Origin of the sequence: Enterococcus sp. AZ126, from assembly GCF_051714545.1 — a bacterium.
Classification (GTDB): Bacteria; Bacillota; Bacilli; order Lactobacillales; family Enterococcaceae; genus Enterococcus_L.
This window is the reverse complement of sequence record NZ_JBIOSB010000001.1, coordinates 860,516-884,213: the sequence shown is the minus strand read 5'-3', so window position 1 is coordinate 884,213 and position 23,698 is coordinate 860,516. Positions and strand designations below refer to the sequence as shown.

23 protein-coding genes are annotated in these 23,698 nt (G+C 36.5%); 19 read left to right on the top strand and 4 right to left on the bottom strand.

Annotated elements, in window-relative coordinates; all coding sequences use genetic code 11:
* The first annotated feature begins 122 nt into the window (after window positions 1-122).
* Complete coding sequence (locus tag IGI43_RS04385; RefSeq protein WP_438758807.1) at window positions 123-941, top strand: ZIP family metal transporter; 819 nt, start codon at window positions 123-125, stop codon at window positions 939-941.
* Between the two features lie 137 nt (window positions 942-1,078).
* On the opposite strand, the gene IGI43_RS04380 is transcribed toward IGI43_RS04385, so the two are convergent.
* Window positions 1,079-1,537 carry an S-ribosylhomocysteine lyase gene (locus IGI43_RS04380; protein ID WP_438756617.1) on the bottom strand — a complete coding sequence of 153 codons (459 nt, stop codon included), beginning with the start codon at window positions 1,535-1,537 and terminating at the stop codon, window positions 1,079-1,081.
* A gap of 92 nt (window positions 1,538-1,629) precedes the next feature.
* Window positions 1,630-3,276 (bottom strand): alpha-keto acid decarboxylase family protein, encoded by a 1,647-nt coding sequence (locus tag IGI43_RS04375; RefSeq protein WP_438756616.1) that lies wholly within the window; start codon window positions 3,274-3,276, stop codon window positions 1,630-1,632.
* Between the two features lie 246 nt (window positions 3,277-3,522).
* On the opposite strand from IGI43_RS04375, the gene IGI43_RS04370 reads away from it, so the two are divergent.
* From IGI43_RS04370 to IGI43_RS04340, 7 genes are all read left to right on the top strand, one after another.
* Complete coding sequence (locus IGI43_RS04370) at window positions 3,523-4,578, top strand: aspartate-semialdehyde dehydrogenase (protein ID WP_438756615.1); 1,056 nt, start codon at window positions 3,523-3,525, stop codon at window positions 4,576-4,578.
* A gap of 356 nt (window positions 4,579-4,934) precedes the next feature.
* Window positions 4,935-5,807 carry a 4-hydroxy-tetrahydrodipicolinate synthase gene (gene dapA / locus IGI43_RS04365; RefSeq protein WP_438756613.1) on the top strand — a complete coding sequence of 291 codons (873 nt, stop codon included), beginning with the start codon at window positions 4,935-4,937 and terminating at the stop codon, window positions 5,805-5,807.
* 31 nt (window positions 5,808-5,838) lie between these two features.
* Window positions 5,839-7,527: a ribonuclease J gene (locus IGI43_RS04360; protein WP_438756611.1), complete on the top strand. Its 1,689-nt coding sequence runs from the start codon at window positions 5,839-5,841 to the stop codon at window positions 7,525-7,527.
* 484 nt (window positions 7,528-8,011) lie between these two features.
* Window positions 8,012-9,193: an AI-2E family transporter gene (locus tag IGI43_RS04355; RefSeq protein WP_438756610.1), complete on the top strand. Its 1,182-nt coding sequence runs from the start codon at window positions 8,012-8,014 to the stop codon at window positions 9,191-9,193.
* Between the two features lie 195 nt (window positions 9,194-9,388).
* Window positions 9,389-9,952 carry an alkaline shock response membrane anchor protein AmaP gene (gene amaP, locus IGI43_RS04350; RefSeq protein ID WP_438756609.1) on the top strand — a complete coding sequence of 188 codons (564 nt, stop codon included), beginning with the start codon at window positions 9,389-9,391 and terminating at the stop codon, window positions 9,950-9,952.
* Between the two features lie 12 nt (window positions 9,953-9,964).
* The gene (locus tag IGI43_RS04345) at window positions 9,965-10,198 is read left to right on the top strand and encodes a DUF2273 domain-containing protein (protein ID WP_438756608.1); all 234 of its coding nucleotides are present in this window, start codon (window positions 9,965-9,967) and stop codon (window positions 10,196-10,198) included.
* Window positions 10,199-10,223: 25 nt separating this feature from the next.
* Entirely contained in the window at window positions 10,224-10,643 is a 420-nt protein-coding gene (locus tag IGI43_RS04340) for an Asp23/Gls24 family envelope stress response protein (protein WP_438756607.1), read from the top strand.
* Between the two features lie 111 nt (window positions 10,644-10,754).
* Here IGI43_RS04340 and IGI43_RS04335 read toward each other — a convergent pair whose 3' ends face one another.
* Window positions 10,755-11,222: a methylated-DNA--[protein]-cysteine S-methyltransferase gene (locus tag IGI43_RS04335; RefSeq protein ID WP_438756606.1), complete on the bottom strand. Its 468-nt coding sequence runs from the start codon at window positions 11,220-11,222 to the stop codon at window positions 10,755-10,757.
* A gap of 386 nt (window positions 11,223-11,608) precedes the next feature.
* On the opposite strand from IGI43_RS04335, the gene IGI43_RS04330 reads away from it, so the two are divergent.
* The 7 genes from IGI43_RS04330 (at window position 11,609) to IGI43_RS04300 (ending at window position 17,623) form a co-directional block, all read left to right on the top strand.
* The gene (locus IGI43_RS04330; protein ID WP_438756605.1) at window positions 11,609-12,988 is read left to right on the top strand and encodes a bifunctional metallophosphatase/5'-nucleotidase; all 1,380 of its coding nucleotides are present in this window, start codon (window positions 11,609-11,611) and stop codon (window positions 12,986-12,988) included.
* Between the two features lie 34 nt (window positions 12,989-13,022).
* The gene (locus IGI43_RS04325) at window positions 13,023-13,688 is read left to right on the top strand and encodes a YutD family protein (RefSeq protein ID WP_438756604.1); all 666 of its coding nucleotides are present in this window, start codon (window positions 13,023-13,025) and stop codon (window positions 13,686-13,688) included.
* A gap of 6 nt (window positions 13,689-13,694) precedes the next feature.
* Complete coding sequence (locus IGI43_RS04320; RefSeq protein ID WP_438756603.1) at window positions 13,695-14,465, top strand: TIGR01457 family HAD-type hydrolase; 771 nt, start codon at window positions 13,695-13,697, stop codon at window positions 14,463-14,465.
* Window position 14,466: 1 nt separating this feature from the next.
* The gene (locus IGI43_RS04315; protein ID WP_438756602.1) at window positions 14,467-15,111 is read left to right on the top strand and encodes a TIGR01906 family membrane protein; all 645 of its coding nucleotides are present in this window, start codon (window positions 14,467-14,469) and stop codon (window positions 15,109-15,111) included.
* Between the two features lie 171 nt (window positions 15,112-15,282).
* Window positions 15,283-15,915: a MarR family winged helix-turn-helix transcriptional regulator gene (locus IGI43_RS04310; RefSeq protein WP_438756601.1), complete on the top strand. Its 633-nt coding sequence runs from the start codon at window positions 15,283-15,285 to the stop codon at window positions 15,913-15,915.
* A 288-nt stretch (window positions 15,916-16,203) separates the two neighbouring features.
* The gene (locus IGI43_RS04305; protein WP_438756600.1) at window positions 16,204-16,773 is read left to right on the top strand and encodes a DUF1836 domain-containing protein; all 570 of its coding nucleotides are present in this window, start codon (window positions 16,204-16,206) and stop codon (window positions 16,771-16,773) included.
* Window positions 16,766-17,623: a DegV family protein gene (locus IGI43_RS04300; protein WP_438756599.1), complete on the top strand. Its 858-nt coding sequence runs from the start codon at window positions 16,766-16,768 to the stop codon at window positions 17,621-17,623. Before IGI43_RS04305 ends, IGI43_RS04300 begins: the two co-directional genes overlap by 8 nt.
* A gap of 189 nt (window positions 17,624-17,812) precedes the next feature.
* On the opposite strand, the gene IGI43_RS04295 is transcribed toward IGI43_RS04300, so the two are convergent.
* Window positions 17,813-18,772: a S66 family peptidase gene (locus IGI43_RS04295; RefSeq protein ID WP_438756598.1), complete on the bottom strand. Its 960-nt coding sequence runs from the start codon at window positions 18,770-18,772 to the stop codon at window positions 17,813-17,815.
* Window positions 18,773-18,955: 183 nt separating this feature from the next.
* On the opposite strand from IGI43_RS04295, the gene yycF reads away from it, so the two are divergent.
* Genes yycF through IGI43_RS04275 form a run of 4 tightly spaced genes read left to right on the top strand, consistent with a single transcriptional unit; the run spans window position 18,956 to window position 23,681 of the window.
* Window positions 18,956-19,660, top strand: coding sequence for a response regulator YycF (yycF, locus tag IGI43_RS04290; RefSeq protein ID WP_438756597.1), 705 nt, complete (start codon window positions 18,956-18,958; stop codon window positions 19,658-19,660).
* A 6-nt stretch (window positions 19,661-19,666) separates the two neighbouring features.
* A complete protein-coding gene (gene walK / locus IGI43_RS04285; protein WP_438756596.1) occupies window positions 19,667-21,496 on the top strand; it encodes a cell wall metabolism sensor histidine kinase WalK in 1,830 nt (609 codons plus the stop codon).
* Complete coding sequence (locus tag IGI43_RS04280; RefSeq protein ID WP_438756595.1) at window positions 21,493-22,800, top strand: YycH family regulatory protein; 1,308 nt, start codon at window positions 21,493-21,495, stop codon at window positions 22,798-22,800. The genes walK and IGI43_RS04280 overlap by 4 nt, the downstream gene beginning before the upstream one ends.
* On the top strand, window positions 22,800-23,681 hold the full coding sequence (locus IGI43_RS04275; protein ID WP_438756594.1) for a two-component system regulatory protein YycI: 882 nt from the start codon (window positions 22,800-22,802) through the stop codon (window positions 23,679-23,681). The genes IGI43_RS04280 and IGI43_RS04275 overlap by 1 nt, the downstream gene beginning before the upstream one ends.
* Window positions 23,682-23,698 lie beyond the last annotated feature (17 nt).

The window sequence follows — 23,698 nt, the reverse complement described above, 5'->3', positions numbered from 1 at the left end:
TATAAATTAATATCAAATTTTTTGTTTACTCCCTCCTTGTTTTACTTTAAACGTGGTTATAAAATTGTTGGTATGGTAAAGTGAAGTTATGGAAAGTACTTTTGAGAGATGGGGTGTTTAGAATAATTGATTGGTTGTTATCTTTGGAAGCTTGGCAACAAGCACTAGTAGGGACAGGGTTCACATATTTTATGACAGCTTTGGGGGCTGGCTTGGTTTTCTTCTTCAAGGAAATAAAAAAAGATATTCTTAATATGATGCTAGGTTTTGCATCAGGTGTGATGATTGCAGCAAGCTTTTGGTCTTTGCTAGACCCTGCAATTAAACAAGCAGAAGAAAATGGCAGCATTGCATGGTTGGTAGTCAGTTTTGGCTTTGGTTTAGGCGGCTTATTTTTGTATGTGGCCGATAAGACATTGCCACACATGCATTTTGGGCCAAACCACGAGAAAGAAGGACTGCCTAGTCATTTAAAGCGAACGATTTTGTTAGTTTTTTCGATTACCTTACATAATATCCCCGAAGGTTTAGCAGTTGGGGTAGCGTTTGGTGCAGCAAGCTCAGCAGATGATCCGAAAAAAGCAGTATTAGCAGCTATTTCTGTAGCTTTGGGAATTGGGATCCAAAATTTTCCGGAAGGTGCAGCAGTTTCGATTCCATTAAGACAAGAAAATTTAAGTCGAAAAAAAGCGTTTCTATACGGACAAGCTTCGGGCATCGTCGAACCGATAGCTGGGATCATTGGAGCGGTCTTAGTGACAAAAGTTAGTTTGTTATTGCCATATGCTTTGGCATTTGCAGCTGGTGCGATGATTTATGTGGTAGTGGAGGAATTGATTCCAGAAGCGCAGCAGACCGTGACGAGTAAACGACATTTTGCAGTTTTCGGTGTGATGCTGGGGTTCATTATTATGATGATTTTAGATGTTGCATTAGGATAATTAAAAGGGTGTGAAACAAAAGCAATGTTCACTTTTGTTTCACACCCTAAATACGACTAAACAGTCGAAGCAAAGGCAATCTGATTTTATTTATCAGGGCTAAACACTTCAATTCCGACTACTTTCACTGAAATCTCTTATAAAACTCGTTCAAAAGGATCTAAACTGATTCCTTTTTCTAAAACAATCTTCGCATATTCTTGTGCAGAAAATAAAGAATGGTCTTTATAATTTCCACATTCCTTAGCAGAAACTGCAGGAACGAAATCTGTTTCGGCAATGAAATTCAAGACGTTCACTAACGCATCACGAATTTCTTTTGCAGAATGTTCATTCCACATGATCATGTAAAAACCAGTTCGGCAACCCATAGGAGAAATATCAATGATTCCTTCTAGATGATCACGTAAATTAACGGCTAATAAATGTTCTAATGTATGAACAGCAGCTGTTGGCAATTCATCTTCATTTGGTTGTAGGAAACGCAGATCATATTTTTCAATCAATACATCCCCATTTTTTTCAGTACCCGCTAAACGAACATAAGGGGCTTTCACTGTATTGTGGTCTAACTCAAAACTTTCAACACGAGCCATATTATTCACTCCTTCAAATTAGGTAAATATCGCTTTTAACTATAACAAATTACTTTAGAAAGTCAATAGATTCAATCGTAACAATGATCGGTTTAAGAATTTTGTTTTGCAAATACCTTCGCTAATTTTTTTAATAACTCAGGAGCATCCTCTTGATCCATCACAACTTCAATCCATTGCAATCGTCTCGTATCTTTTCTAGCTACCTTCATGACTTGATCTAATTCCATTTCTGTGGTGACCTTATGTGTGGCTACAGTCTGATCAGTGCCTCCAAATACGAGCGGTAGCTGTTGATAATCCCACATTGGAATATCATTGTAGGGTTCTGTTGCACCATGAATTTCCCGCTCAACAGTATAGCCATTATTATTGATCACAAAAACAATTGGTGTCAGCTGTTCTCTTATGGCAGTACCTAATTCTTGAACGGTCAGCTGCAATGAACCATCGCCTATAAACAACAAATGACGACTATTTTTCATTGCAATTTGGCTACCTAATGCTGAAGGAAATGTATACCCGATCGAACCCCATAAAGGTTGGCCGATAAAGCGCATATCTTTTTTCAACGGAACACTTGTCAAGCCAAAGAAAGAAGTGCCTTGCTCCCCGATCACAGTATCCCCTTGCATAATAAAAGCTTCCACCATTTTCCAAAACTGTTTCTGAGTTAATTTCTTATCTGTAATTTGTAGGTTTGATGATCGTTTGACAGGAACTATTTCATCTGTATATTTAGAAACAGATACAGTGCTTAATTCAGAAACAAAACGATCTAGCTGAATACCTGCATATTTTTCTCCATAAAACAGAACTTCAGTCATTCCAATTGAAATCATTTGCTTGTCCGTAAAACCAAAACTAAAACCAGATGTGGCTGAATCTGTCAATTTTGCTCCTAAAAGTAAAACTAGATCAGCAGTATCAACACGACTTTTTAGAGGTTCAACCGTTGTTGATCCGGTGTAAGTTCCTAGATAATGGGAATCCTCTTCATTAAATGCGCCTTTTCCAAAAGGTAAAGTTGTTACTGGTAGATTAAATTTTTGAATGAACTCATTTAATTGCTGTTCAATATGATAGCTTAAAATTTCATGTCCAGCGATAATGACTGGATTTTGGGCGTGCTGTAATGCTTTTTCCACTTTCTTTAATAGCTCAAGCTCAATAGTAGCGAGCTTTTCTTGTGATTGTTTTAAAGAATCTTTTGGTTTATTTACTTTCATTTCAGAAATGTCGATCGGTAAATTAATATAAACTGGGCGTTTTTCGCTCAAAGCAATAGCCAGTACACGGTCAATCTCAGATGTAGCATTTTGGGCGTCCAAATGGGCAATCGCTGCGGTCACTTCTTTATGCATTCTTTCAAAACGAAGGAAATCACCATCGCCCATTGTATGATGAACAAGTTTTTTATTATTTTGAACAGTTGTGGTAGGTGAACCAATAATTTCGATAACTGGTACATTTTCCGCATAGCTTCCAGCTAAACCATTGACTGCACTTAGTTCACCTACGCCAAATGTTGTCACAAATGCTGAAATTCCCTTCGCACGTGCATAACCATCGGCCATATAAGCAGCGTTCAACTCGTTTGCATTGCCAATCCACGTAAGATCTTTTCTTGCTGTAATGTGGTCTAAAAATTTTAAATTATAATCTCCAGGAACCCCGAAAATTTCATCGATCCCTAACTCTTTTAAGCGATCAAGCAAATAATCTGCTACTGTGTACATCTAATCATCCTCCCAAAATGTGTGGCTAAATCAGTATAAATCTGCAAAAAAAATTAGTCGACTAAGTTGCACAGATCCTAAGAATGCCATTAAAAAATGATTTGAAAGGTTAGGATTCAAAATTTTCCTATTCTTTTTTGACAAAATTAAAGCAAAATCACTTTACTTCCTATGTAGTAAAAGACAATATTATGGTAAAATAGGAAAAGCAACTTTCTTCAGTAATTTGAGAGGAGATCAATAAGTATGAAAAAAATGTATAATGTTGCCGTGGTAGGCGCAACTGGTGCTGTTGGTACAAAAATGATTGAGATGTTGGAAGAAACATCTTTACCAATAAATCAGGTAAAACTTTTAGCTTCAAAACGTTCTGCGGGAAAAAAAATAGCGTTTAAGGGACAAACGCTTGTCGTTGAAGAGTTAGTACCCGAATCATTCACAGATATCGATATTGCTTTATTCAGTGCTGGTGGAGGTATCTCAAAACAATATGCACCGGAGGCGGTCAAGCGAGGCGCTGTAGTTGTAGATAATACAAGTCATTACAGAATGGACCCAGACGTACCTTTAGTCGTGCCGGAAGTTAATCCACAAGCGTTGAAACGTCACAAAGGAATCATTGCCAATCCAAACTGTTCGACTATTCAAATGATGGTGGCACTTGAACCAATTCGCCAAGCATATGGTTTGGACCGTTTGATCGTTTCGACCTATCAAGCAGTCAGCGGAGCTGGGATCAATGCGATGAATGAGCTGAAATCGCAAGCGCTGGCGTATATCGACGGGACGCCTGCTGAAAAATTGGAAGCAGCTATTCTACCAGCTGGTGGTGATAAAAAACACTACCCAATAGCATTCAACGCGTTACCGCAAATTGATGTCTTTTCAGATGCTGATTATACGTATGAGGAATGGAAAATGATCAATGAGACAAAGAAAATCATGGAAGATGACACCATCAAAGTCGTTGCGACCTGTGTCCGTATTCCTGTATTGTCAGGTCATTCTGAATCAATTTATATTGAGGTCAAAGAAGAAGGTTCTGACGTGAATAAAATCAAACAATTAATTGCTGAGGCTCCTGGTGCGGTCTTGCAAGATGATCCAAGCCAGCAAATTTATCCCCAAGCCTTAACCAGTATTGATCGCAAAGAAACCTTTGTAGGAAGGATTCGTCAAGATATCGATATTGATAATGGCTATCATATGTGGGTGGTTTCTGATAACTTACTAAAAGGAGCTGCTTGGAATTCAGTTCAAATTGCAGAAACACTGCATAAGATGGATTTAGTGAGAGTCTAAATAGTCTCTAGCTTTTTTTGAAAGATAAAATGTGAATGCAGGAGAAATCCTTAGTTCCATTTCCCTATCAATTCTGGATGAGCTGTTGTGCTTTAATGTTATCCAGCTTCGCAGGCTAGCTCTTCGGGAAAAAGATAAAATAGGAATGAGGCAAAAAGCCCCTCAATCCTATTTTCCTATTTACCATTCAGAGCTGAACGAGCCTGCTACGCTTTAATGTTATCCAGCTTCGCAGGCTAGCTCTTCGGGAAAAAGATAAAATAGGAATGAGGCAAAAAGCTCCTCAATCTTATTTTCCTATTTACCAGTCAGAGCTGAACGAGCCTGCTACGCTTTTAAATTAGGAGGTAGTAAGTATGAATTTAGAAAATGCAACGATAATTACAGCAATGGTCACACCTTTTGATGAAAGTGGCGCAATCGATTTTGCACAACTACCACAATTAGTTGAGCATTTGCTGAATCATCATACAGAAGCACTTATTTTAGCCGGAACGACAGGAGAATCACCCACATTGACTCATGATGAAGAAATTGAGTTATTCAATGAAGTGATTCGGTTAGTTGATGGAAGAGTACCGATTATTTGTGGTGTGGGAACCAATGATACTCGTGATTCTGTTGAATTTGTAAAAGAACTTTCTGCAATTAGAGGAATCGATGCAGGTTTGGCGGTCGTACCTTATTATAATAAACCAAATCAAGAGGGATTGTATCAACATTTTAAAGCAATTGCTGAAGCGAGCGATTTACCGATCATTTTATATAATGTTCCAGGAAGAACGGTAGCAAGCCTTGATGTAGCAACAACTTTACGCCTTGCTGAATTGGAAAATATCATTGCAATCAAAGAGTGTTTTGGTTTAGATGCAATGACAGAGTTGGTAGAAAAGGCGCCAAAAGACTTTTTAGTGTATACTGGAGAAGACTCCTTAGCTTTTTCAATAAAAGCTATAGGTGGACAAGGGGTGATTTCAGTTGCTAGCCATGTGTTTGGCTCTGAAATGTACGATATGTTCCAAGCACTAAACAACGGAGAAATAAAAAAAGCTGCAAGCATTCAGCGTCAATTATTGCCGAAGATGAATGCATTATTCTCAGTTCCTTCACCGGCTCCAGTAAAAGCGGTGTTGAATCAACTCGGCATTTCCGTTGGTGAGTTACGTTTGCCTCTTGTATCATGTACTTCAGAAGAAAAAGCGAAAATTTTAAGCATACTGGATCTTTGATTTGGTATGAGAACATAGAGAGGTGAAATGAGTGAGTACAATAAAAATCGTTCCCTTAGGTGGCGTTCGTGAAAATGGTAAAAATATGTACATCGCAGAAGTGGAAGATGAGATTTTTGTACTGGATTGTGGATTAAAATATCCAGAAAATGAGCTATTAGGAATTGATGTGGTCATTCCCGATTTTACGTATTTGGTGGAAAATATTGACCGTGTTGCAGGAATTTTCTTGACACATGGTCATGCCGATGCAATTGGAGCGTTACCTTATCTTTTATCTAAAGTTCATGTACCAGTATTCGGTACGGAATTAACGATCGAATTAGCAAAATTAAACGTCGGAGATCATGCAGATTCAAAAGATTTTAATGATTTCCATGTAGTCGATGCGCATACAGAAATCGATTTTGCACATGCTACAATCAGTTTTTTCCGCACAACACACACGATTCCTGATTCTATCGGAATCAATTTAAAAACTAAAGAAGGCAATATTGTTTACACTGGAGATTTCAAGTTTGATCAAAGTGCGATTCCAATGTATCAAACCGATTTTGGCCGTTTAGCTGAAATCGGTAACGAAGGAGTATTAGCATTATTGAGCGATTCTTCTAATGCTGAAAATCCAACTCAGGTGGTTTCCGAGCTTCAGATCGCGGATGAAGTCTTTGATACGATCCGTTATTGGGAAGGGCGAATCATCGTCGCTTGTGTTGCGAGTAACTTGCAACGCGTGCAGCAAGTATTGGACGCCGCACATCGTTCTGACCGCAAAATTGTTTTAACAGGTCAAGATTTCCAAAGAATCATTAATACAGCTATCAAACTGGATAAATTAAAATTACCAAGTGAAGAGTTGATCGTTAGTGTAAAAGACATGAAAAAATATCAAGCCGATCAACTAGTTATTTTAGAAACAGGAACAATGGGTGAACCAATCAAGTCATTACAAAAAATGGCTAACGGCACACATCGTGTCATCAAAATCAAAGAAGGCGATTTGGTCTATATTACAACAACGCCGACAACTGCGATGGAGACGGCTGTGGCAAAAACAGAGGATATCGTGTACCGCGCAGGTGGTGTGGTAAAACAAATCTCTGATAATATGCGTGTTTCTGGACATGCAACGCCTAACGATTTGCAGTTGATGTTGAACTTGATGAAACCAAAACATTTTATTCCAATTCAAGGTGAATATCGTCAATTAGCAGCACATGCTGACTTAGCGCATGAATTAGGTATTCCTTACAAAAATATTTTTATTACTGGTCGAGGAGATATTCTCGAGTATAGCAAACAAAAAATGAACGTTGCCGGCAGTACGACAGCTGACAATATCATGATTGATGGAATTGGTGTAGGCGATATTGGCAATATCGTACTTCGTGATCGTCGCATTCTTTCAGAAGATGGCATTTTTGTCGCAGTGGTGACAATCAATCGTCGTGAAAAACGTATTGTTTCACCTGCTAAAATTACATCAAGAGGATTTGTTTATGTCAAAACTAGCAAAGACTTAATGAAAGAAAGCAGCAATATTGTGACAGAGATTGTTGAAAAACATCTTGAAAGCAGCGATTTTGAGTGGAGTAAATTAAAGCAAGATATTCGTGAGCAATTGAGTCGTTACTTGTTTGAACAGACAAAACGACGTCCAGTGATCCTTCCTGTTATTATGGAAGCAACACAAAGAAAAGGACGTAAAGCCGCGAATTAACAAATAAAATCACTCAGTCTGTTATCTAACGGCTGGGTGATTTTCTATTTGATTGAAGAAGGATAATTTTTTTTACAGAAAACGATTTTTTAGCTACAATAAAGAAGTGATGTTATCTAGTTCCTTGGGCTAGCTTCTCGAAAAAAGATAAAATCAGAATAGGGTAAAAAAGCACCATTTTCTGATTTTCCTATTTTTATTCGAAGCTAACGAGCCCAATACACATTTAGGCTATCTAGTTCCTTGGGCTAGCTTCTCGAAAAAAGATAAAATCAGAATAGGGTAAAAAGCACCATTTCTGATTTTCCTATTTTTATTCGAAGCTAACGAGCCCAATACACATTTAGGCTATCTAGTTCCTTGGGCTAGCTTCTCGAAAAAAGATAAAATCAGAATAGGGTAAAAAAGCACCATTTTCTGATTTTCCTATTTTTATTCGAAGCTAAACGAGCCTGTTACATTCTAAAATTAAGGAGGGAAGAAAATGGAGAAGAAACAAGAAACACGTTGGATCAAATTTCTTGGTGGAAAAAATTTACTATTCACTCTAGTTGCCTTATTGTTAATTGGAGCAGTGATTTTTATTTTTAACCAAGTTGGTTTTATTTTTGGACCAATCGGTGTTGTTTTCAAAACGATTATTGGTCCAACAATTTTAGCATTAATCTTATATTATTTGTTTAACCCCTTAGTCAATTGGTTGGAGAAGCACAAAGTGAAACGAGTATATGGAGTCTCAGCGATTTTTATCGTTTTGATTTCGTTGATTATTTTAGGGATTGTTTTGGTTGTTCCAATACTACAAAAGCAAGTAGATGGATTGATCAAGAGTTTCCCACAATATATGGATGATTTGAACAAAATGGTCACTGATTTTTTCCATAATTCCGCTTTGGAGAAACCCTTAGCAGATGCGTTAGATGGCATTCAGCGATGGTTTGATGGTGTATCCGATAGAATCGGTAGTTATTTTAGTAAAGCTGTTGAAGGCGCTTCTACGGTCTTCTCTACGTTGACTGGTTTCGCGTTAGTGATGGTAACAGCTCCAATCATTACTTTTTTCCTATTAAAAGATGATCAGAAATTTTTCTCTTTTGTTTTAAAGATCATACCACCACGTTTTAGAAATGATGCCAAAGAAATCGGTGCAACAATGAGTAGTCAAGTTGGTGCCTATCTAAAAGGTCAAATTTTAGTATCGATTGCGATTGGTATATTGACATTTATTGGTTTTTGGCTGATTAAACTACCTTATTCAGGTACGTTATCGATCATTGTAGGAATCACAGCCGTTATTCCATATATCGGTCCTGTAATTGCCTTTATACCCGCTTTGATTGTAGCATTGATGGTTTCATTCGGTATGTTTCTCAAGATGAGTATAGTTTGGATGTTGGTTCAAATGTTAAATGGTCATTTGATTGCACCTCAAGTGATGGGAAAACGACTCGTTGTCCATCCATTGACGATCGTCATTGTATTGTTGGTAATGGGCGATTTGCTTGGCATGTTTGGGTTGATTTTTGGAATCCCTATCTATGCAATCACCAAAGTCCTAGTTACCTACATTTTCCGCAAATTTAAACAACGCTACAATTATTTCTATGGAGACAGTGGTAAGTATGAGGATACAGAATTTTCTAAGGAAGAGTATTTGGATGAATAAAATCACAGAACGATGGACACAATAACCCCATTGAATGATAAACTCAGACAGAACTATTTACTCGTTTTTTATACTATAAATAAACTTAAATTTTTTATCTTGTAAAAAAGAGAATTCGTATCTTTTGTAATAGTTTTTTATAGAGGGTACAATTTAATTAATAACAAAACAACTAATTCAAAAGGAGGGAAGTATATGAAACGATTGTTGAAAATTATTTTTGCATTACTCATACTCCTATTGTTTGTCGGAACAGCAGGCATACTTAGTCAGTTGATCGACATACCTTGGTTGTCTTATGAAGTAGACGAACTTCTATACAATTATCCATGGTTATTTACCTTTTTTGAATGGATTTTACTCATTTTAGGAGGACTTTTATTCCTTAGTTTAATTGTCGTTCTTTCTGTTTCAGGGCGAAGAAAACGTCTAATCGTTAAAAATGGTAAGAATCGGATCGAAATACCTAAAAGTACTGTAGAACAACTTGTTGAAGATGCTTACAGCACGATTATTCATCCAGATAAAACCAAAATGATCGTCAAAATCAAAGGCAAAGAGAAAGTAGCAGTTAAGTTAAAAGTGGATGTTCGAAGCAAAGAACGTTTTCAACCTTTAGCAGAAGAGATCAAACAAACAATACAAAGTGCGTTAGATACAGCCTTAGAATCGATTGATAGTCATGTAACGGTTCAATTAAGAGAAAAAGAACCAACAGAATCTACAGTTTTAGGTAAAAAACAATCGCGGGTGATTTAGGAGGGGGACGTCATGGAACAAGAAAAGAAAGAACGCTTTATCAAACAGCTTGCACCTTATCGTTTTCGAATTATTTGGACAACGTTGTTTTTCCTACTAGCGCTCCTGTTATTACTGATCGGTTTTGGAAAAACATTGGTTTTATTGATTTTTGCAACGATAGGATATGTGATAGGAAAAATGCGAGATGAAGATTTGGATATTTATTCCTTAATAGATTCAATAAGATCTATGATAGGAATTTAAAATTATATTAAAGGAGTGAAGGCAAATGGCAGAAGTAGAAAATAATACAGGTGGATTAAAAACAAAATTAACATTTGATGATGTCGTGATCAAAAAAATCGTAGGTGTGGTTATTTCAGATGTTGAGGGAATCTTAGGCTTGAGCGGTAATCTTTTTACAGATTTTGCAGACCGTTTTAGAGACAATGAAGATGTCACAAAAGGTGTTGGCGTTGAAGTCGGTACCAAGCAAGTGGCTGTTGATGTATCAGTGATCTGCAAATACGATGTTGATATTTCAGCTGTTTTTGATCAAACTGTTGAAAAAGTGAAAGAATCGATTGCTTATATGACCGGGTTAGAGCTTGTTGAATTTAATATGAGCGTCGGTGATGTGATGACAAAAGAACAATATTTAGAAAAATACCGGGGTAAAGATAGTGATGATAAAAACAATAACGAGTAGTTAGTCGTTTTATTTTTCTTTCTTTTATATGACAACAATAAATAACGGGAAACAAGACGAATGCTGTTTTGTTTTCCGTTATTTATTATTATTTTTGACAGTTAGGCGAAATCAATTTTTATCAATTGACACATTTTCTATGTTTAACAAGTGTTCTTTGATCGTAAGCCCATCAAGTTCTGAGCTACCTAAGTAACCTGTTAATTTCCCATTTTTACCGATCACTCGATGACATGGAACAATAATTGGAATTGGATTTTTGCTATTGGCCTGACCAATTGCCCGAACGGCTTTTGGCGAATCCACTGCTTTGGCAATGTCTAAATAACTACAGGTTTCACCGTAAGGAATTTGAGATAAAGCGCTCCAGACTCTTCTTTGAAAGTCAGTTCCACTATTGATAGATAAAGGGACTGTAAAATGTGTCCGTTCACCAGAAAAATATTCTGTGAGTTCCTTAGCCGCAAGTTCAGTAAAATGATTGGTTTTATGATTAGTGATCTCAAAAAAAGAAACGGCGGTCAGACCTTTGTTATCTGCGTCCAACCAAATGGAGCCGAAAGGTGCATTGATTTTCATATTTTTCTCCTTTATTCGTAAAATTAGTTGTCACTCGTCATTTATAATAACGGTGTATAAAACCCAGCGAACGTTGATGGAACAAGAATTTATTTGATAGAAATACATCGTTCATTGCAAAAAAAGTTTTTAAAACATCTTTTCTTTATAAACCCATATCAAATACTTTTTAATAATTGTATCATTATTAGGAGATAAATAATAGATAGACTAAGACTACTAAGGATCGGCTAGATGATAGTATTGATTAGAAACAAAAAACGTATGATATTCAACGATAAGTTGCTCTCTTTACTGATAAAAAGCAGACAAGACGCTAATTTATACTAAACATTCTAAAGAAGTATGGTACTATATTTTTATATACTGAAATCGGGGGCGATGTAATGGAAGAGATCGTCATCTTTCATACGAATGATATACATTCACACTTAGAAAATTGGCCCAAGATCAGAAGATACTTGCTAGGTCAAAAGGAAAAATATAAGCAGTTGGGTAAAACGGTTCTAACAGTTGATTTAGGCGATTTTATCGATCGTTGGCATCCTTTGACAGAAGCCACTGATGGACATGCTAATATCGAATTGTTGAACCAAATCAACTATGACGCAGTAACGATTGGTAATAATGAAGGTGTAGGAAATTCTAAAGAGCAGTTGAATCATTTGTATGATCATCGGAATTTTGATGTTATATTAGGAAATTTATTTGATATAGAGACTGGACAAGCACCTGATTGGGCGAGTTCTTATAAAATTATAGAAACAAAAGAAAAAACGAAAATCGGTTTGGTGGCATTAACTGCACCGTTCCCTTTGACTTATAACCCAAATGGCTGGGATAGTCGGTCAACAAATGAGATACTTCCGCAATTGATTAGAGAAGTTCAGCCAAAATGTGATATTTTAGTTTTAATGAGCCATTTAGGAATCGATGAAGATATCAAAATTGCCAATGAATTTCCCGAAATTAATGTCTTGTTGGGTTCTCATACGCATCATTTGTTCAAATATGGTGAAAAAATCAATGCGACACAACTCTCTGCTGCTGGCAAATTTGGTTATTATATTGGAGAAGTTCATTTAACGATCGACAAAGGTGAAATCATCCATAGTGAAGCTAAAGCAATCTCAACAGCTGAGTTACCAGCATTACCCGCGGATCAAAACGAAATCAATAACTATATTTCTTTAGGGCACCAGTTGTTGCAAGCAAAAAAAATTGCTAAAATTCCTCAGCCTTTATTTGTTGATTTAAACGATAGAGAACCGTTGATCGTGACTACTTTAAAAGCTTTAAGGGAAAAAGGTCAGACTGAAGCTGCAATTTTAAACAATGGCTTATTTTTGTCAGATATACCAAATGGCCTTGTTGATGCTGATCAACTGCATCAAACTTTACCTCATCCAATGCATTTGATTCGTGTTACTTTGCCTGGTTCTGAGCTGATTCGCATGCTTAAAGAGATGGAAAAGAATCGTCACTATTTGCGCAAGTTTCCGATAACTGGAATGGGCTTTCGTGGTAAAGTATTTGGAGAACTTTATTATGATGGTATAGCGTATGATAAAAAGAAAAAACAAGTTTTATGGCAAGATCAGCCGATCAATCTAACACGTAACTATACATTTACAACAGTCGATCATTTTATGTTTATTCCTTTTTTTCCGACAATTGAACTTGCAGGAAAGGTTGAATTTATCTTTCCTGAATTTATCCGAACAGTCTTAGGCAACTACTTGAGCGAGCACTACCCAATCCTATAAAAACAAGGTATAATAAAATCTAGGCGGTGAAAAAATGACAGATAAAGTAAAAAAACCATATAAATCAACTAAACCAGCTAAACAAACGAAACACAAAGTAGAACCGACAGCGACCCTAACAGAAGAGATGACGGCTGTCCTTGAAGAGATAAAAGAAGAACCGGTCAAAGAAAAGAAAAAAGGTGAAATCGTAACACTCGTGGATGATATCCACGTTTCAATCGGTTCACGGGAATACCTTTTAGTGAAAAATCACCGAGAAGCCTTCGATGCAGAAAGATTAGGAGAACGTTTTAGTGATGTTCTTTCAAGGTATGATTATATTGTGGGTGACTGGGGCTATGACCAACTTCGTTTGAAAGGCTTTTTCAACGATTCTAATCGTAAAGCGGCTCCTGAACAGAGAATCGATACACTGGAAGATTATTTATATGAGTACTGCAACTTTGGTTGTGCTTATTTTGTGATTGAACAAGTTGGTGGGAAACGTGAAAAACAACAAACACGTCGCAAAAAGCCAAACAAAAAACCAGTAAATCAAAATCAAGCGCACACACAAGAAAAGCGTGTACCTGTGACTAATAAAGCAAAACCAGTGATCAAAAATCGCAAAGAAAGTGAACCTGAAAAAGCAGTCATTGGGAAGAAAGAGAATGATGCCAAAGGCCGCTCATTTACTATTCGTCAACGTGAGGAGTAATTATTTGTGAAAAAACAATATCGAGGATATTTAATTGATTTAGATGGCACGATTTATTTAGGCAACGAAGTCATTCCAGCAGGAAAACGATTTATTGAACGCTTGCAAGAATCGAAGCTACCCTTTCTTTTTGTGACTAATAATACAACAAAAACACCAGAAGCTGTAGCCCTGCGACTGGCACAAGAATTTGATATCCATGTTTCTGCTGAAACTGTTTATACAGCAAGCCTAGCTACGATTGATTACATGAAAGAACAAGGAAAAGGCAATCGTGTCTACGTGATTGGAGAAACTGGACTGGTTGATTTGATTTTGTCATCTGGCTTTAAGTGGGATGAAGAACAACCAGATTATGTTGTTGTCGGTCTGGATACCAATATTAACTATGAAAAATTGGCGACAGCTGCTCTTTGTATCAGAAATGGTGCGACGTTTATTGGCACGAATCCAGACAAAAGTATTCCAACCGAACGTGGATTGTTACCAGGAGCAGGTTCATTCATTTCTCTAGTGCAAACGGCAACGCAGACAAAACCAGTTATGATCGGAAAACCAAATGCAATCATCATGAATGAAGCACTAAAAGTCATGAAAATGACGAAAGAAGATGTCATAATGGTTGGCGACAATTATGAAACCGATATTCAGTCAGGTCTTCAAAATAATATTGATAGTTTACTGGTTTTATCAGGCTTTACACCAAAATCTGCTATTTCTAGCTTACCTGAACAGCCCACATATGTTGTTGATAGTCTAGATGAGTGGACGTTTTGATATGAAAGACAGAAACTGGGTTTGGCGTGAGCGAGCTGGGATCGTGTGTTTGATTTTGACCATTATTTCTTTAAGTATTACGATCACTATTAATTTCCGTTTGTTATATGTTTTTGATATTGATTCGTTGAAAATTTTAAATTATGTAGATATGGATAAACCAACAGTGTTGAAAAATTTTGATGAATTGATGGCCTATTTAAACAATCCGTTTAATCATACCTTGAAATTATCTGATTTTCCTGTATCCAAAAGTGGTGCCTTTCATTTTTACGAAGTAAAACGACTGTTTTTACTCTGCTATGGCGTATTACTCGTGACAGTGATTCCAAGTGCGTTCTTTGTTTTCCACTTGATCAAGACAAAGCGAGTCTGGCGATTGATTCGTCCGTTTCAGTGGGGAATGTTCATTCCAGTATTTTTGGGTGTATTGATGGCTATTGGATTTGATCAATTTTTTGTGGCTTTTCATGGCGTGTTTTTTAATAATGATGATTGGTTGTTTGATCCAATGACTGATCCGATCATCAATGTCTTGCCAGAAGAATATTTTATGCATAGTTTTATTTTATTTTTTGTTCTATTGGAACTATTCTTCTTTATTGGGATTTTATTCGGAAAAAGACAATTGAAAAAAGTATTTTAAGTTACTGGAAGCATACTCGAGGAGTTGCTTCTGGTGCTTTTTTTTATGGGATCAACTTTATCAAGCGATTGAAAATAAAGTATAAAATTGTATGTTGACATTTTAAACAGGTACCTTTATAATAAAAGACAGGTACCTGATTTATAGTAATATTTTATGGAGGAATCGATTATGGAAGAACAAACATTGATGGAACAGTTTCTAAGTCTACAAGTAATGATGCAAAGATATTTTATGAAGCGCCGCAGAGAAAATGGACCTTTTGGTAATCCACATAGAGGACAAGGAAGAGTGTTGAATTTATTAAAGCTTAAACCTGAAACAACCCAAAAAGAACTATCTTATTTGTTGGATATGCGTCCGCAATCTCTAGGTGAGTTATTAGGAAAACTAGAAAAAAATGGTTATATCAGCCGTGAACCATTGGAAAGTGATCGTCGTGTGATGGTGATTCGTTTAACCGAATCAGGAATGGCAGCAGCTGATGATAGTAAGCAAGAAGAAGAAACGATTTTTGATGTTTTATCAGAATCGGAACAAAAATCTTTCAAGATCATCATGAGTAAATTACTCGAAGCACTAGAGTCAGAAATTCCAGAAGAGGAACGTGATTTTAGAGGACATAATAGGCATTGTAGACGTGGAGGTCATGGTCACGGTTTTGGCAGAACTGCTGGTAAAATGAATTCAGGGTTTGATCCTCGTGATCTGTTTGATTCACATGATATGCCAAAAAGAAGCAAATTTTGGTTTGATTCATACAAACCTAACACTGAAGATGATGATGGCTTTAGTGATTTTTAAGAAATATGAAGCAGATACGATAGAGGAGGTTGGGACAGAAGTGTTTAGCTCCGAGAAATAAGAGGAAACTCACGAAAATTGCTCTTCAAATTTTTTTGAATTTCAACTTATTTCCGAAGGAGTTGCTTCTGCTCCCACCGTTTATTCGGATTTATTAAGGCTAGGGTATAACTCGTAGAGTTATGCCTAGCCTCTTTTTATTATAATTTTTCATCTAGTTTTAAATACTAGATTGAATGTTTTTGAAAAGAATGTTAAACTGTTTTAGTAAGCAGAAGGAGGGAGCATATGAGTGAGATAAAATCCTCTTTAGAAGTTTGGGGAAAAGAATTAGTAGATGTCCACTTGCCAAGATGGCATGAACTACCCGAAATAGAGTTATACATGGATCAAGTGATCACGCTTGTTGAACGATATTTATCACCAGTTATTTTAAAGGAAAAACACACATTATTAACGTCATCGATGGTCAATAATTATGTTAAGCTGGGTTTGATTCCAGCTCCTAATAAAAAACGATACAATCAAAAACATTTAGCTTTTTTAATAGCCATTACGCTATTAAAACAAGTTTTGACTATACCAGAAATTAAGCAAGGGATTCTGTATCAAGGTTCGGCCGTTGGTATTCGTGAAGCGTATAATTTATTTTGCGACGAGCAAGAGGCAGCTATAGCAGTAGTGGTTGCTCAGGCATTAGACAATGAACCAGTTGCAGCGTTTGATCGACCAATACCAGTAGAATATTTAATCGTAAAAGGCGCGACTTTATCGTTTGCTACCAAATTATTTACTGAAAAGGTTATTGAGTTAGCACAAAAAAACTTAAAAGAAGATGGAGAACAAGTGAATGAATAAAGAAAAAATTGCTTTATTAGTAGATTCTGGAACAGATGTGCCACAAGAATTAGTTGAACAATATGGAATGTACATGATTCCATTACAAATTATTTATAAAGATCGTACATATACAGACAAAGTAGATATCTCACCTGAAGAAGTTTATGAGCGTTTACCTATAGAAATCCCAAGTACATCCTTACCTGATGGTCAAACAATTACAAACATATTCGAAAAAATGAAGGCAGATGGCTATGAAAAAGTACTAGCTGTTACAATTTCGAGCGGATTGAGTGGCACATTTAATGTGGTTCGTTTGATTGCAGAAGAATTTGAAGGATTGGACACATTTGTTTTGGATACAAAAAATATCGGAATCGGGAGTGGTTTACAAGCGATTGAGGCTGCTAAGTTGATTGAATCTGATCTTCAATGGAATGAAATCAAAACACGATTAACGAACGATGTCACGAAAGCAAAAGTATTTTTTAATGTTGCAACATTGGAGTATTTACAAAAGGGTGGACGAATTGGTTTGGTTGCTTCGATTTTAGGAAATGCACTAAAATTAAACCCGATTATCTCTTGTAATGCTGAAGGTGTCTATCATACTGTAGCTAAGGCGCGTGGTAGAAAGAAAAGTTTGGACAAAACATTTGAATTAGTAAAAGCGTTTATTGGGGATCATAAGAAATTTGTACTAGCCGTTGCCCAAGGACAAGCGGTAGAAGAAGCAGAAAGTTTTTACAAAAGGCTGAATGAAGAGTTTCCTCAAGCAGAAAAGATTTATTTTGGAACAATCAGTCCGGCATTAGTTGTTCACACTGGACCAGGTCTTTTAGGAATTGGAATCCAGCTTTTAGACTAATTTTAAGTGATCACCTAAGAAGCCTTTAGTAAACGATCTTTAGAGTGGATTCTAATACAAAAAATAGATAAAACCAGTGGATTTACAAAAAATGCTATCTGTAACTATAAGAAGAAATAGAAAATGAATATAAAAAATAAACACATGAATCGTTGCTTTTCTGAAGAGAAACGATTCATGTGTTTATTTTTAAAAAAAGGTAATTTTTTTCTGAAAAGTATCGACCGTTGCCTGATCGCCGATCGGGATCGTAAAAATTGGTTGGGTGTGACCAAAATTCATATCGTAAATCACAGGAATTTCTCTTAATAAAGGATATTTTGATAAAATAGCTAAAAGCCGTTCTTCCGTCATCAATGTCTCCTTTGGAAATCGTCCGATCAATAAGGCTTGAGGATGTTTGACGACTTGAAGTAAAGCGGCCAAACCACGAGCAAAATCATGGTAATCATCCTCTTCGGCATTTTCAACGAACAAAATAGCTCTGTCAAGATTTGGTAAAAAACGAGTACCGAAAAGCAATTGAAATGTCCCTAGATTTCCGCCGTAGCAAGTTCCAGTAACAGTGTCACAGCGGCTGTAAACTTTCCAGTCATTGGCAAATAAGGTCCGTTTGGGGTTAGGTAAATACCATTCATCTTGGCTCCATGATTCAGAGGCAGACACATCAAAAGCTTTCTCATCTGTCGTGGCCTGTAAAAAGGTTTCGGTTTGATAGTTTTGCAGTTCATCCATTTGAAAACTAGAAAAATGAGGACCTACGTACGTAAGTAATTTTGTTTTAGCGGTAATGGCATTGCATAAAGCTGTGATATCACTGTACCCACAAAAAACTTTTGGATGACGCTTGATCAACTCAAAATCAAGATAAGGCAGCAGTTCATTACTATTGAAACCACCAATAGCCGTTAAAATCCCTTTAACATTGTCATCTGAAAATGCTGCGTGCAAATCTTTGACTCGGCTCATGATGGAAGAAGATCCAATTACATCTTCTTCATTTATATGTTCAGAAAATGTAACCTTAAATCCTAAATCAGTTATTTTTTTCTGAGCGGTTTCAATACCTAAATCTGTTAAACGTGAAAAATTGCTAGATGGTGCAATGACTCGAATTTCATCACCTGCTTGCAGTCGTGGTGCTTTCATTTAATCGCTTCCTTCTAATAAAACTTATCCCTAATTATAGCCAGAAAGACTTTGTTTTTGCAAGATATAGATAAGAAAGGGTAAGGATTTTTTCTCAAAGATGAAACAGTGGACAAAATAAGGTATAATAAGAGAGAATATGGATAAACCATGAAAAGACAAAATAAAAAAGAGGTGCCTCTTATGAAGAAAATATTAGTTGTAGATGATGAAAAGCCGATTTCGGAAATTGTGAAATACAACCTTACTAAAGAAGGATACGAGGTTTTCACAGCTTATGATGGCGAAGAAGCTGTTGAAAAAGTCAAAGAAGTAGAACCAGATTTAATTATTCTTGATTTAATGTTACCAAAAATGGATGGGCTTGAAGTAGCCAGAGAAGTCCGCAAAACATATGATATGCCAATCATTATGGTTACGGCCAAAGATTCTGAAATTGACAAAGTTTTAGGGTTAGAATTAGGAGCCGATGATTATGTAACGAAACCATTTTCTAATCGCGAACTCGTAGCCCGTGTCAAAGCGAACTTGCGCCGTGGCGCAAGTAGTGCCAAAGAAACAGAATCAGCAACACCATCAGAACTGACTATTGGAGATTTGACAATCCATCCAGAAGCTTACATGGTCTCAAAAAGAGGAGGCAAAATCGAACTGACACATCGTGAATTTGAATTGCTTTATTATTTAGCAAAACATATCGGACAAGTGATGACGCGGGAACATTTATTGCAAACTGTTTGGGGATACGATTATTTTGGTGATGTTCGGACGGTTGACGTGACTGTGCGTCGTTTAAGAGAGAAAATCGAAGATAGTCCAAGTCATCCAACCTATTTAGTTACTCGACGTGGTGTTGGTTATTATCTTCGAAACCCTGAACAGGAGTAGTGATTTATGAAGAAAAAAGTTCACTTTTTTCAATCGGTAAATTTTAAGATTGCCTTATCATTTATTTTGTTATTATTGATTGCCATTCAAATTATTGGCGGATACTTCATCCGTGAGTTGGAATCGACAACAATCAATGACTACAAACAAAATGTTGATCGACAAGTCAACCAATTATCAAGTACTCTTAGCGCAAAGCTGGGCGAAAAAGAGCGTGATCGAACAGAGATCGATGCTAATTTAAAAAAGGCATTAAACGATTTTTCAGGAGCTGAAACGATCGAAGCCCGTGTGGTTGATGATAAAGGCATCGTAAGAGCGACGAGTGACTTAAATCAGCAAGGGATCGTTGGTAAAAAGAATGATTATCGTGATTTGAATGATTTCAGTGCTAAGAAATATTCAGCGATTGATAATGATAAACGTGTATACATCAATGTTCAGCCTATCCAATCCCCGACTGGCGATACAGTCATCGGGGTTCTTTATGTTAAGAGTAATACGGAAGGCAAATACCAGGAAATCACAGATACCGCTCGAATCTTTTTCACAGCGTCACTCATTTCTGGGGCGATTTCGATCATTGTGACTATTTTGATTGCACGATCAATCACTCAGCCGATTGGGGAAATGCGAGAACAAGCGCTAAGAATTGCCAAAGGTGATTACACTGGAAAAGTCAAAGTCTATGGGAAAGATGAATTAGGTCAGTTAGCAGAAACGTTCAATCAACTTTCTGAACGAATCGAAGAAGCACAAGAAACCATGGAAGCCGAACGAAATCGTTTAGACAGTGTACTGGCTCATATGACAGATGGCGTTATTGCCACAGACAGGCGAGGTAAGGTCATTACAATCAATGAAATGGCGCTCTCTTTATTGAATGTCAAAGACGAAGATGTAATCGGATCTTCCTTATTGGAGCTTTTAGATATAGAAACAGATTATACATTGCGAAAATTATTAGAAGAGCCAGAAGAAATTTTGATTGATCGTTCGCTATCTTCAATGGAAGAAGATCAAATGATCATTCGTGTTGATTTTGCAATGATCCGTCGGGAGTCTGGCTTTATTACGGGTCTCGTATGTGTACTTCATGATGTAACAGAACAAGAGAAGAATGAACGGGAACGTCGAGAGTTTGTTTCTAATGTTTCTCATGAGTTGCGAACACCTTTAACCAGTATGCGAAGTTATATCGAAGCATTGAGTGAAGGAGCTTGGGAAAATCCTGAGGTTGCCCCTAATTTCCTGAAAGTTACACTAGAAGAAACAGATCGTATGATTCGCATGATCAATGATTTATTGAACCTTTCAAGAATGGATTCTGGCAACGGTGAATTACAACTAGAATATGTTAATTTTAATGAATTGATCAATTTTGTTTTAGACCGTTTCGATATGATGATCGAAACAAATGATAAAAATTATACGATCCACAGAGAATTCACTAAACGTGATTTATGGGTGGAATTAGATACAGACAAAGTAATTCAAGTCTTGGACAATATTTTAAATAATGCAATTAAATATTCTCCAGATGGCGGAGAAATCACATGTCGTCTACTTGAAACACATAACAATGTTGTTTTTAGTGTGACAGATCAAGGATTAGGCATTCCTAAAAAAGATGTCAACAAGGTTTTTGAGCGCTTCTACCGTGTAGATAAAGCCCGCGCCAGAGAACAAGGCGGAACGGGTCTAGGTCTTGCTATTTCAAGAGAAGTAGTAAAGGCCCACAATGGTGCAATATGGGTAGAAAGTCAGGAAGGTCAAGGTTCTACCTTTTATATATCCTTGCCTTATGAACCGTATGAGGAGGATTGGTGGGAATGAAAACAACTGAAAAAATCGTACGGATCGGTTTGATCTTTTTAGTGATGCTCAGCTTGTATTTTTCAGTCAGCATTTGGCTCAGTTCCTCAAAAAAAGAACAGCCACTCAAAAATGATCCCCAACTTGCGACAACTGTTGTGAACGAAAGAATTGATACAGATGTCTTTTTACCATTACAATTGATTCGTATGCAAGATGGAAAAGCAGAAATGAATACGAGTGAGAATTTAATCACAAATATTCAAAATGAAATCAAACGTAGCTCATTTGGAAAATTGACTCAAACTGTCGCAGGTGATTCAGAACAGTTTGAAAAATATTTATCGATGGGCCAAGGCTTTGAACTGCTCTATGAAGGGCCATTCTTGCTAAAAGAATATGTTTCTGTCTATCAATTAGATCTCAAGTTGACGGATATTGATGTAGATCCAATTTACTTTACCTGTATTCAAGTTGACTTAACTCAAAATAAGATTCGCTTCTTGGATTTTGATCGTAAAGATATCTATGAAGCATCCATTGCTATGGATAACGAAAAAGTCTTGAATTTAATGAACAAAGTCGGAGTACAATATAACCCAATTTCAGAACAACAAACAGTTACTAGCAAACATTATTATTTGTCAGAGAATCAAAAAATGAAAAAATATAGTTATATTTTAGCTTCTCAACCTGTAACGAAGTTTCGCAATGCTTTTTTCTCTAACACAGAAAACATTCAAACCAATGAGGATAGTAAGGATTTATCCTATACGAGTGGAAGTGAACGCTTGACGGCAGATGAAAAACTCGGAACGATTCATTTTGATGGTGAATTAGATTCCAGAAAAGCTGAGGATAATATCTATTCTGACAGTTTTAACTATATAAAAAAATTAGGAACAAATATGGGGAATATTCGTTACTTTGATCGTACTGAAAATGAGATTAATTATCGTACGTTTGTGGAAGGATTTCCAGTCTTTAGTGAAAATGATAAAGGACAAGTTAGAATCACGATCGGTAATGATAAGGCTGAAAAGTCGAGTGTGGTAATTGAAACGAGTGTTGATACGATTCAAGTCCCAATTCCTTCAGAGGATGAAGTTGTTTTGAAAAGTACTGAAAACTTATTAGACCAACTGATTGCTGCTGGTGCGGATTCAGAAAAAATCAATTCGGTCATGATTGGTTATACTTGGCACAAAATCGAAGAAATTACGCAAGTTGTCGATCTCACTCCAGAATGGTACATTCGCTATGAAAACAAATGGTATCCAGAACGTGAATTGCTGGAACAACTGGCGAATTTGGAGGTGGAATAATGGACTTCAAACGAATCGAATGGATTTTTTTCGTCGCTTTTTTGGGCTTGAATATGTTTTTATTTGGTATTTACCAAGCAGGAGTAAAAGAAGAAAATAATGTTTCTTTTTCTGATCAGACAGACAGCATTGAAAAACGTTTAAACAAAGATGGCATCTCGTATAAAGGAACCCTTTCTGGAGAAAAAAAAGAAGGATACTATTTAAGTGGTGAGCAGACGAATTTTTATGATGCTATTCAATCTGAACAGGACACACGAGACCGAAACTTCTTTAAAAACGGGATTGAAATTGTCGATAATTTGTTGACAGTCTATCCCCAAATGAATTATGCTCAAACGAGCTACTTTATTGATGAAAAAAATGTTGAAAAATCACTTGAAGCTTTTTTAAATGATAAAAATAGCGTTCTCTTTGGAGGTCAATACCATTACCTAGCTGATTTTTCTAATTTGGACGGAGAGTTTCCAGAACTTATTGTTTCTCAAAACTATAAAAGTATCCCATTTAAAGATGATACAGCACAAATCTCATTAAAATTGGAAAATTCTGATGAGTCGGATGGTTTATATAAAATCTATAAATATACTCAAATGCATATTCAAGGGATTGAAGAGCTGCGTGATAAGACGGATTTATCATCTGAACGAGATGCGATTGAAACGTTATACATCAATAATAAAATTCCAAGTAATGCTAAAATCTCTTTCAGGAAGCTAGCATATACAAGAATTTATAAAATTCGCGAGAAGAATGTATATGTCCCTGTATGGTTTGTTGGCGTCAAATCCAGCGGGAGTAATCTACAGATAGAACAGGTCAACGCTATGAGCAATACAATCATTACAAATAATAGTGTACCAAAGGTGGAAAATCAGTAGTGATAGTTGTATAATAA

What these genes read in the sequence shown, in the direction of transcription:
- IGI43_RS04380 (WP_438756617.1), bottom strand. Translation starts at nt 1,537, where the DNA reads ATGGCTCGTGTTGAAAGTTTTGAGTTAGACCACAATACAGTGAAAGCC.
- IGI43_RS04375 (WP_438756616.1), bottom strand. Translation starts at nt 3,276, where the DNA reads ATGTACACAGTAGCAGATTATTTGCTTGATCGCTTAAAAGAGTTAGGG.
- IGI43_RS04370 (WP_438756615.1), top strand. Translation starts at nt 3,523, where the DNA reads ATGAAAAAAATGTATAATGTTGCCGTGGTAGGCGCAACTGGTGCTGTT.
- dapA (WP_438756613.1), top strand. Translation starts at nt 4,935, where the DNA reads ATGAATTTAGAAAATGCAACGATAATTACAGCAATGGTCACACCTTTT.
- IGI43_RS04355 (WP_438756610.1), top strand. Translation starts at nt 8,012, where the DNA reads ATGGAGAAGAAACAAGAAACACGTTGGATCAAATTTCTTGGTGGAAAA.
- amaP (WP_438756609.1), top strand. Translation starts at nt 9,389, where the DNA reads ATGAAACGATTGTTGAAAATTATTTTTGCATTACTCATACTCCTATTG.
- IGI43_RS04345 (WP_438756608.1), top strand. Translation starts at nt 9,965, where the DNA reads ATGGAACAAGAAAAGAAAGAACGCTTTATCAAACAGCTTGCACCTTAT.
- IGI43_RS04340 (WP_438756607.1), top strand. Translation starts at nt 10,224, where the DNA reads ATGGCAGAAGTAGAAAATAATACAGGTGGATTAAAAACAAAATTAACA.
- IGI43_RS04335 (WP_438756606.1), bottom strand. Translation starts at nt 11,222, where the DNA reads ATGAAAATCAATGCACCTTTCGGCTCCATTTGGTTGGACGCAGATAAC.
- IGI43_RS04330 (WP_438756605.1), top strand. Translation starts at nt 11,609, where the DNA reads ATGGAAGAGATCGTCATCTTTCATACGAATGATATACATTCACACTTA.
- IGI43_RS04325 (WP_438756604.1), top strand. Translation starts at nt 13,023, where the DNA reads ATGACAGATAAAGTAAAAAAACCATATAAATCAACTAAACCAGCTAAA.
- IGI43_RS04315 (WP_438756602.1), top strand. Translation starts at nt 14,467, where the DNA reads ATGAAAGACAGAAACTGGGTTTGGCGTGAGCGAGCTGGGATCGTGTGT.
- IGI43_RS04310 (WP_438756601.1), top strand. Translation starts at nt 15,283, where the DNA reads ATGGAAGAACAAACATTGATGGAACAGTTTCTAAGTCTACAAGTAATG.
- IGI43_RS04305 (WP_438756600.1), top strand. Translation starts at nt 16,204, where the DNA reads ATGAGTGAGATAAAATCCTCTTTAGAAGTTTGGGGAAAAGAATTAGTA.
- IGI43_RS04300 (WP_438756599.1), top strand. Translation starts at nt 16,766, where the DNA reads ATGAATAAAGAAAAAATTGCTTTATTAGTAGATTCTGGAACAGATGTG.
- IGI43_RS04295 (WP_438756598.1), bottom strand. Translation starts at nt 18,772, where the DNA reads ATGAAAGCACCACGACTGCAAGCAGGTGATGAAATTCGAGTCATTGCA.
- yycF (WP_438756597.1), top strand. Translation starts at nt 18,956, where the DNA reads ATGAAGAAAATATTAGTTGTAGATGATGAAAAGCCGATTTCGGAAATT.
- walK (WP_438756596.1), top strand. Translation starts at nt 19,667, where the DNA reads ATGAAGAAAAAAGTTCACTTTTTTCAATCGGTAAATTTTAAGATTGCC.
- IGI43_RS04280 (WP_438756595.1), top strand. Translation starts at nt 21,493, where the DNA reads ATGAAAACAACTGAAAAAATCGTACGGATCGGTTTGATCTTTTTAGTG.
- IGI43_RS04275 (WP_438756594.1), top strand. Translation starts at nt 22,800, where the DNA reads ATGGACTTCAAACGAATCGAATGGATTTTTTTCGTCGCTTTTTTGGGC.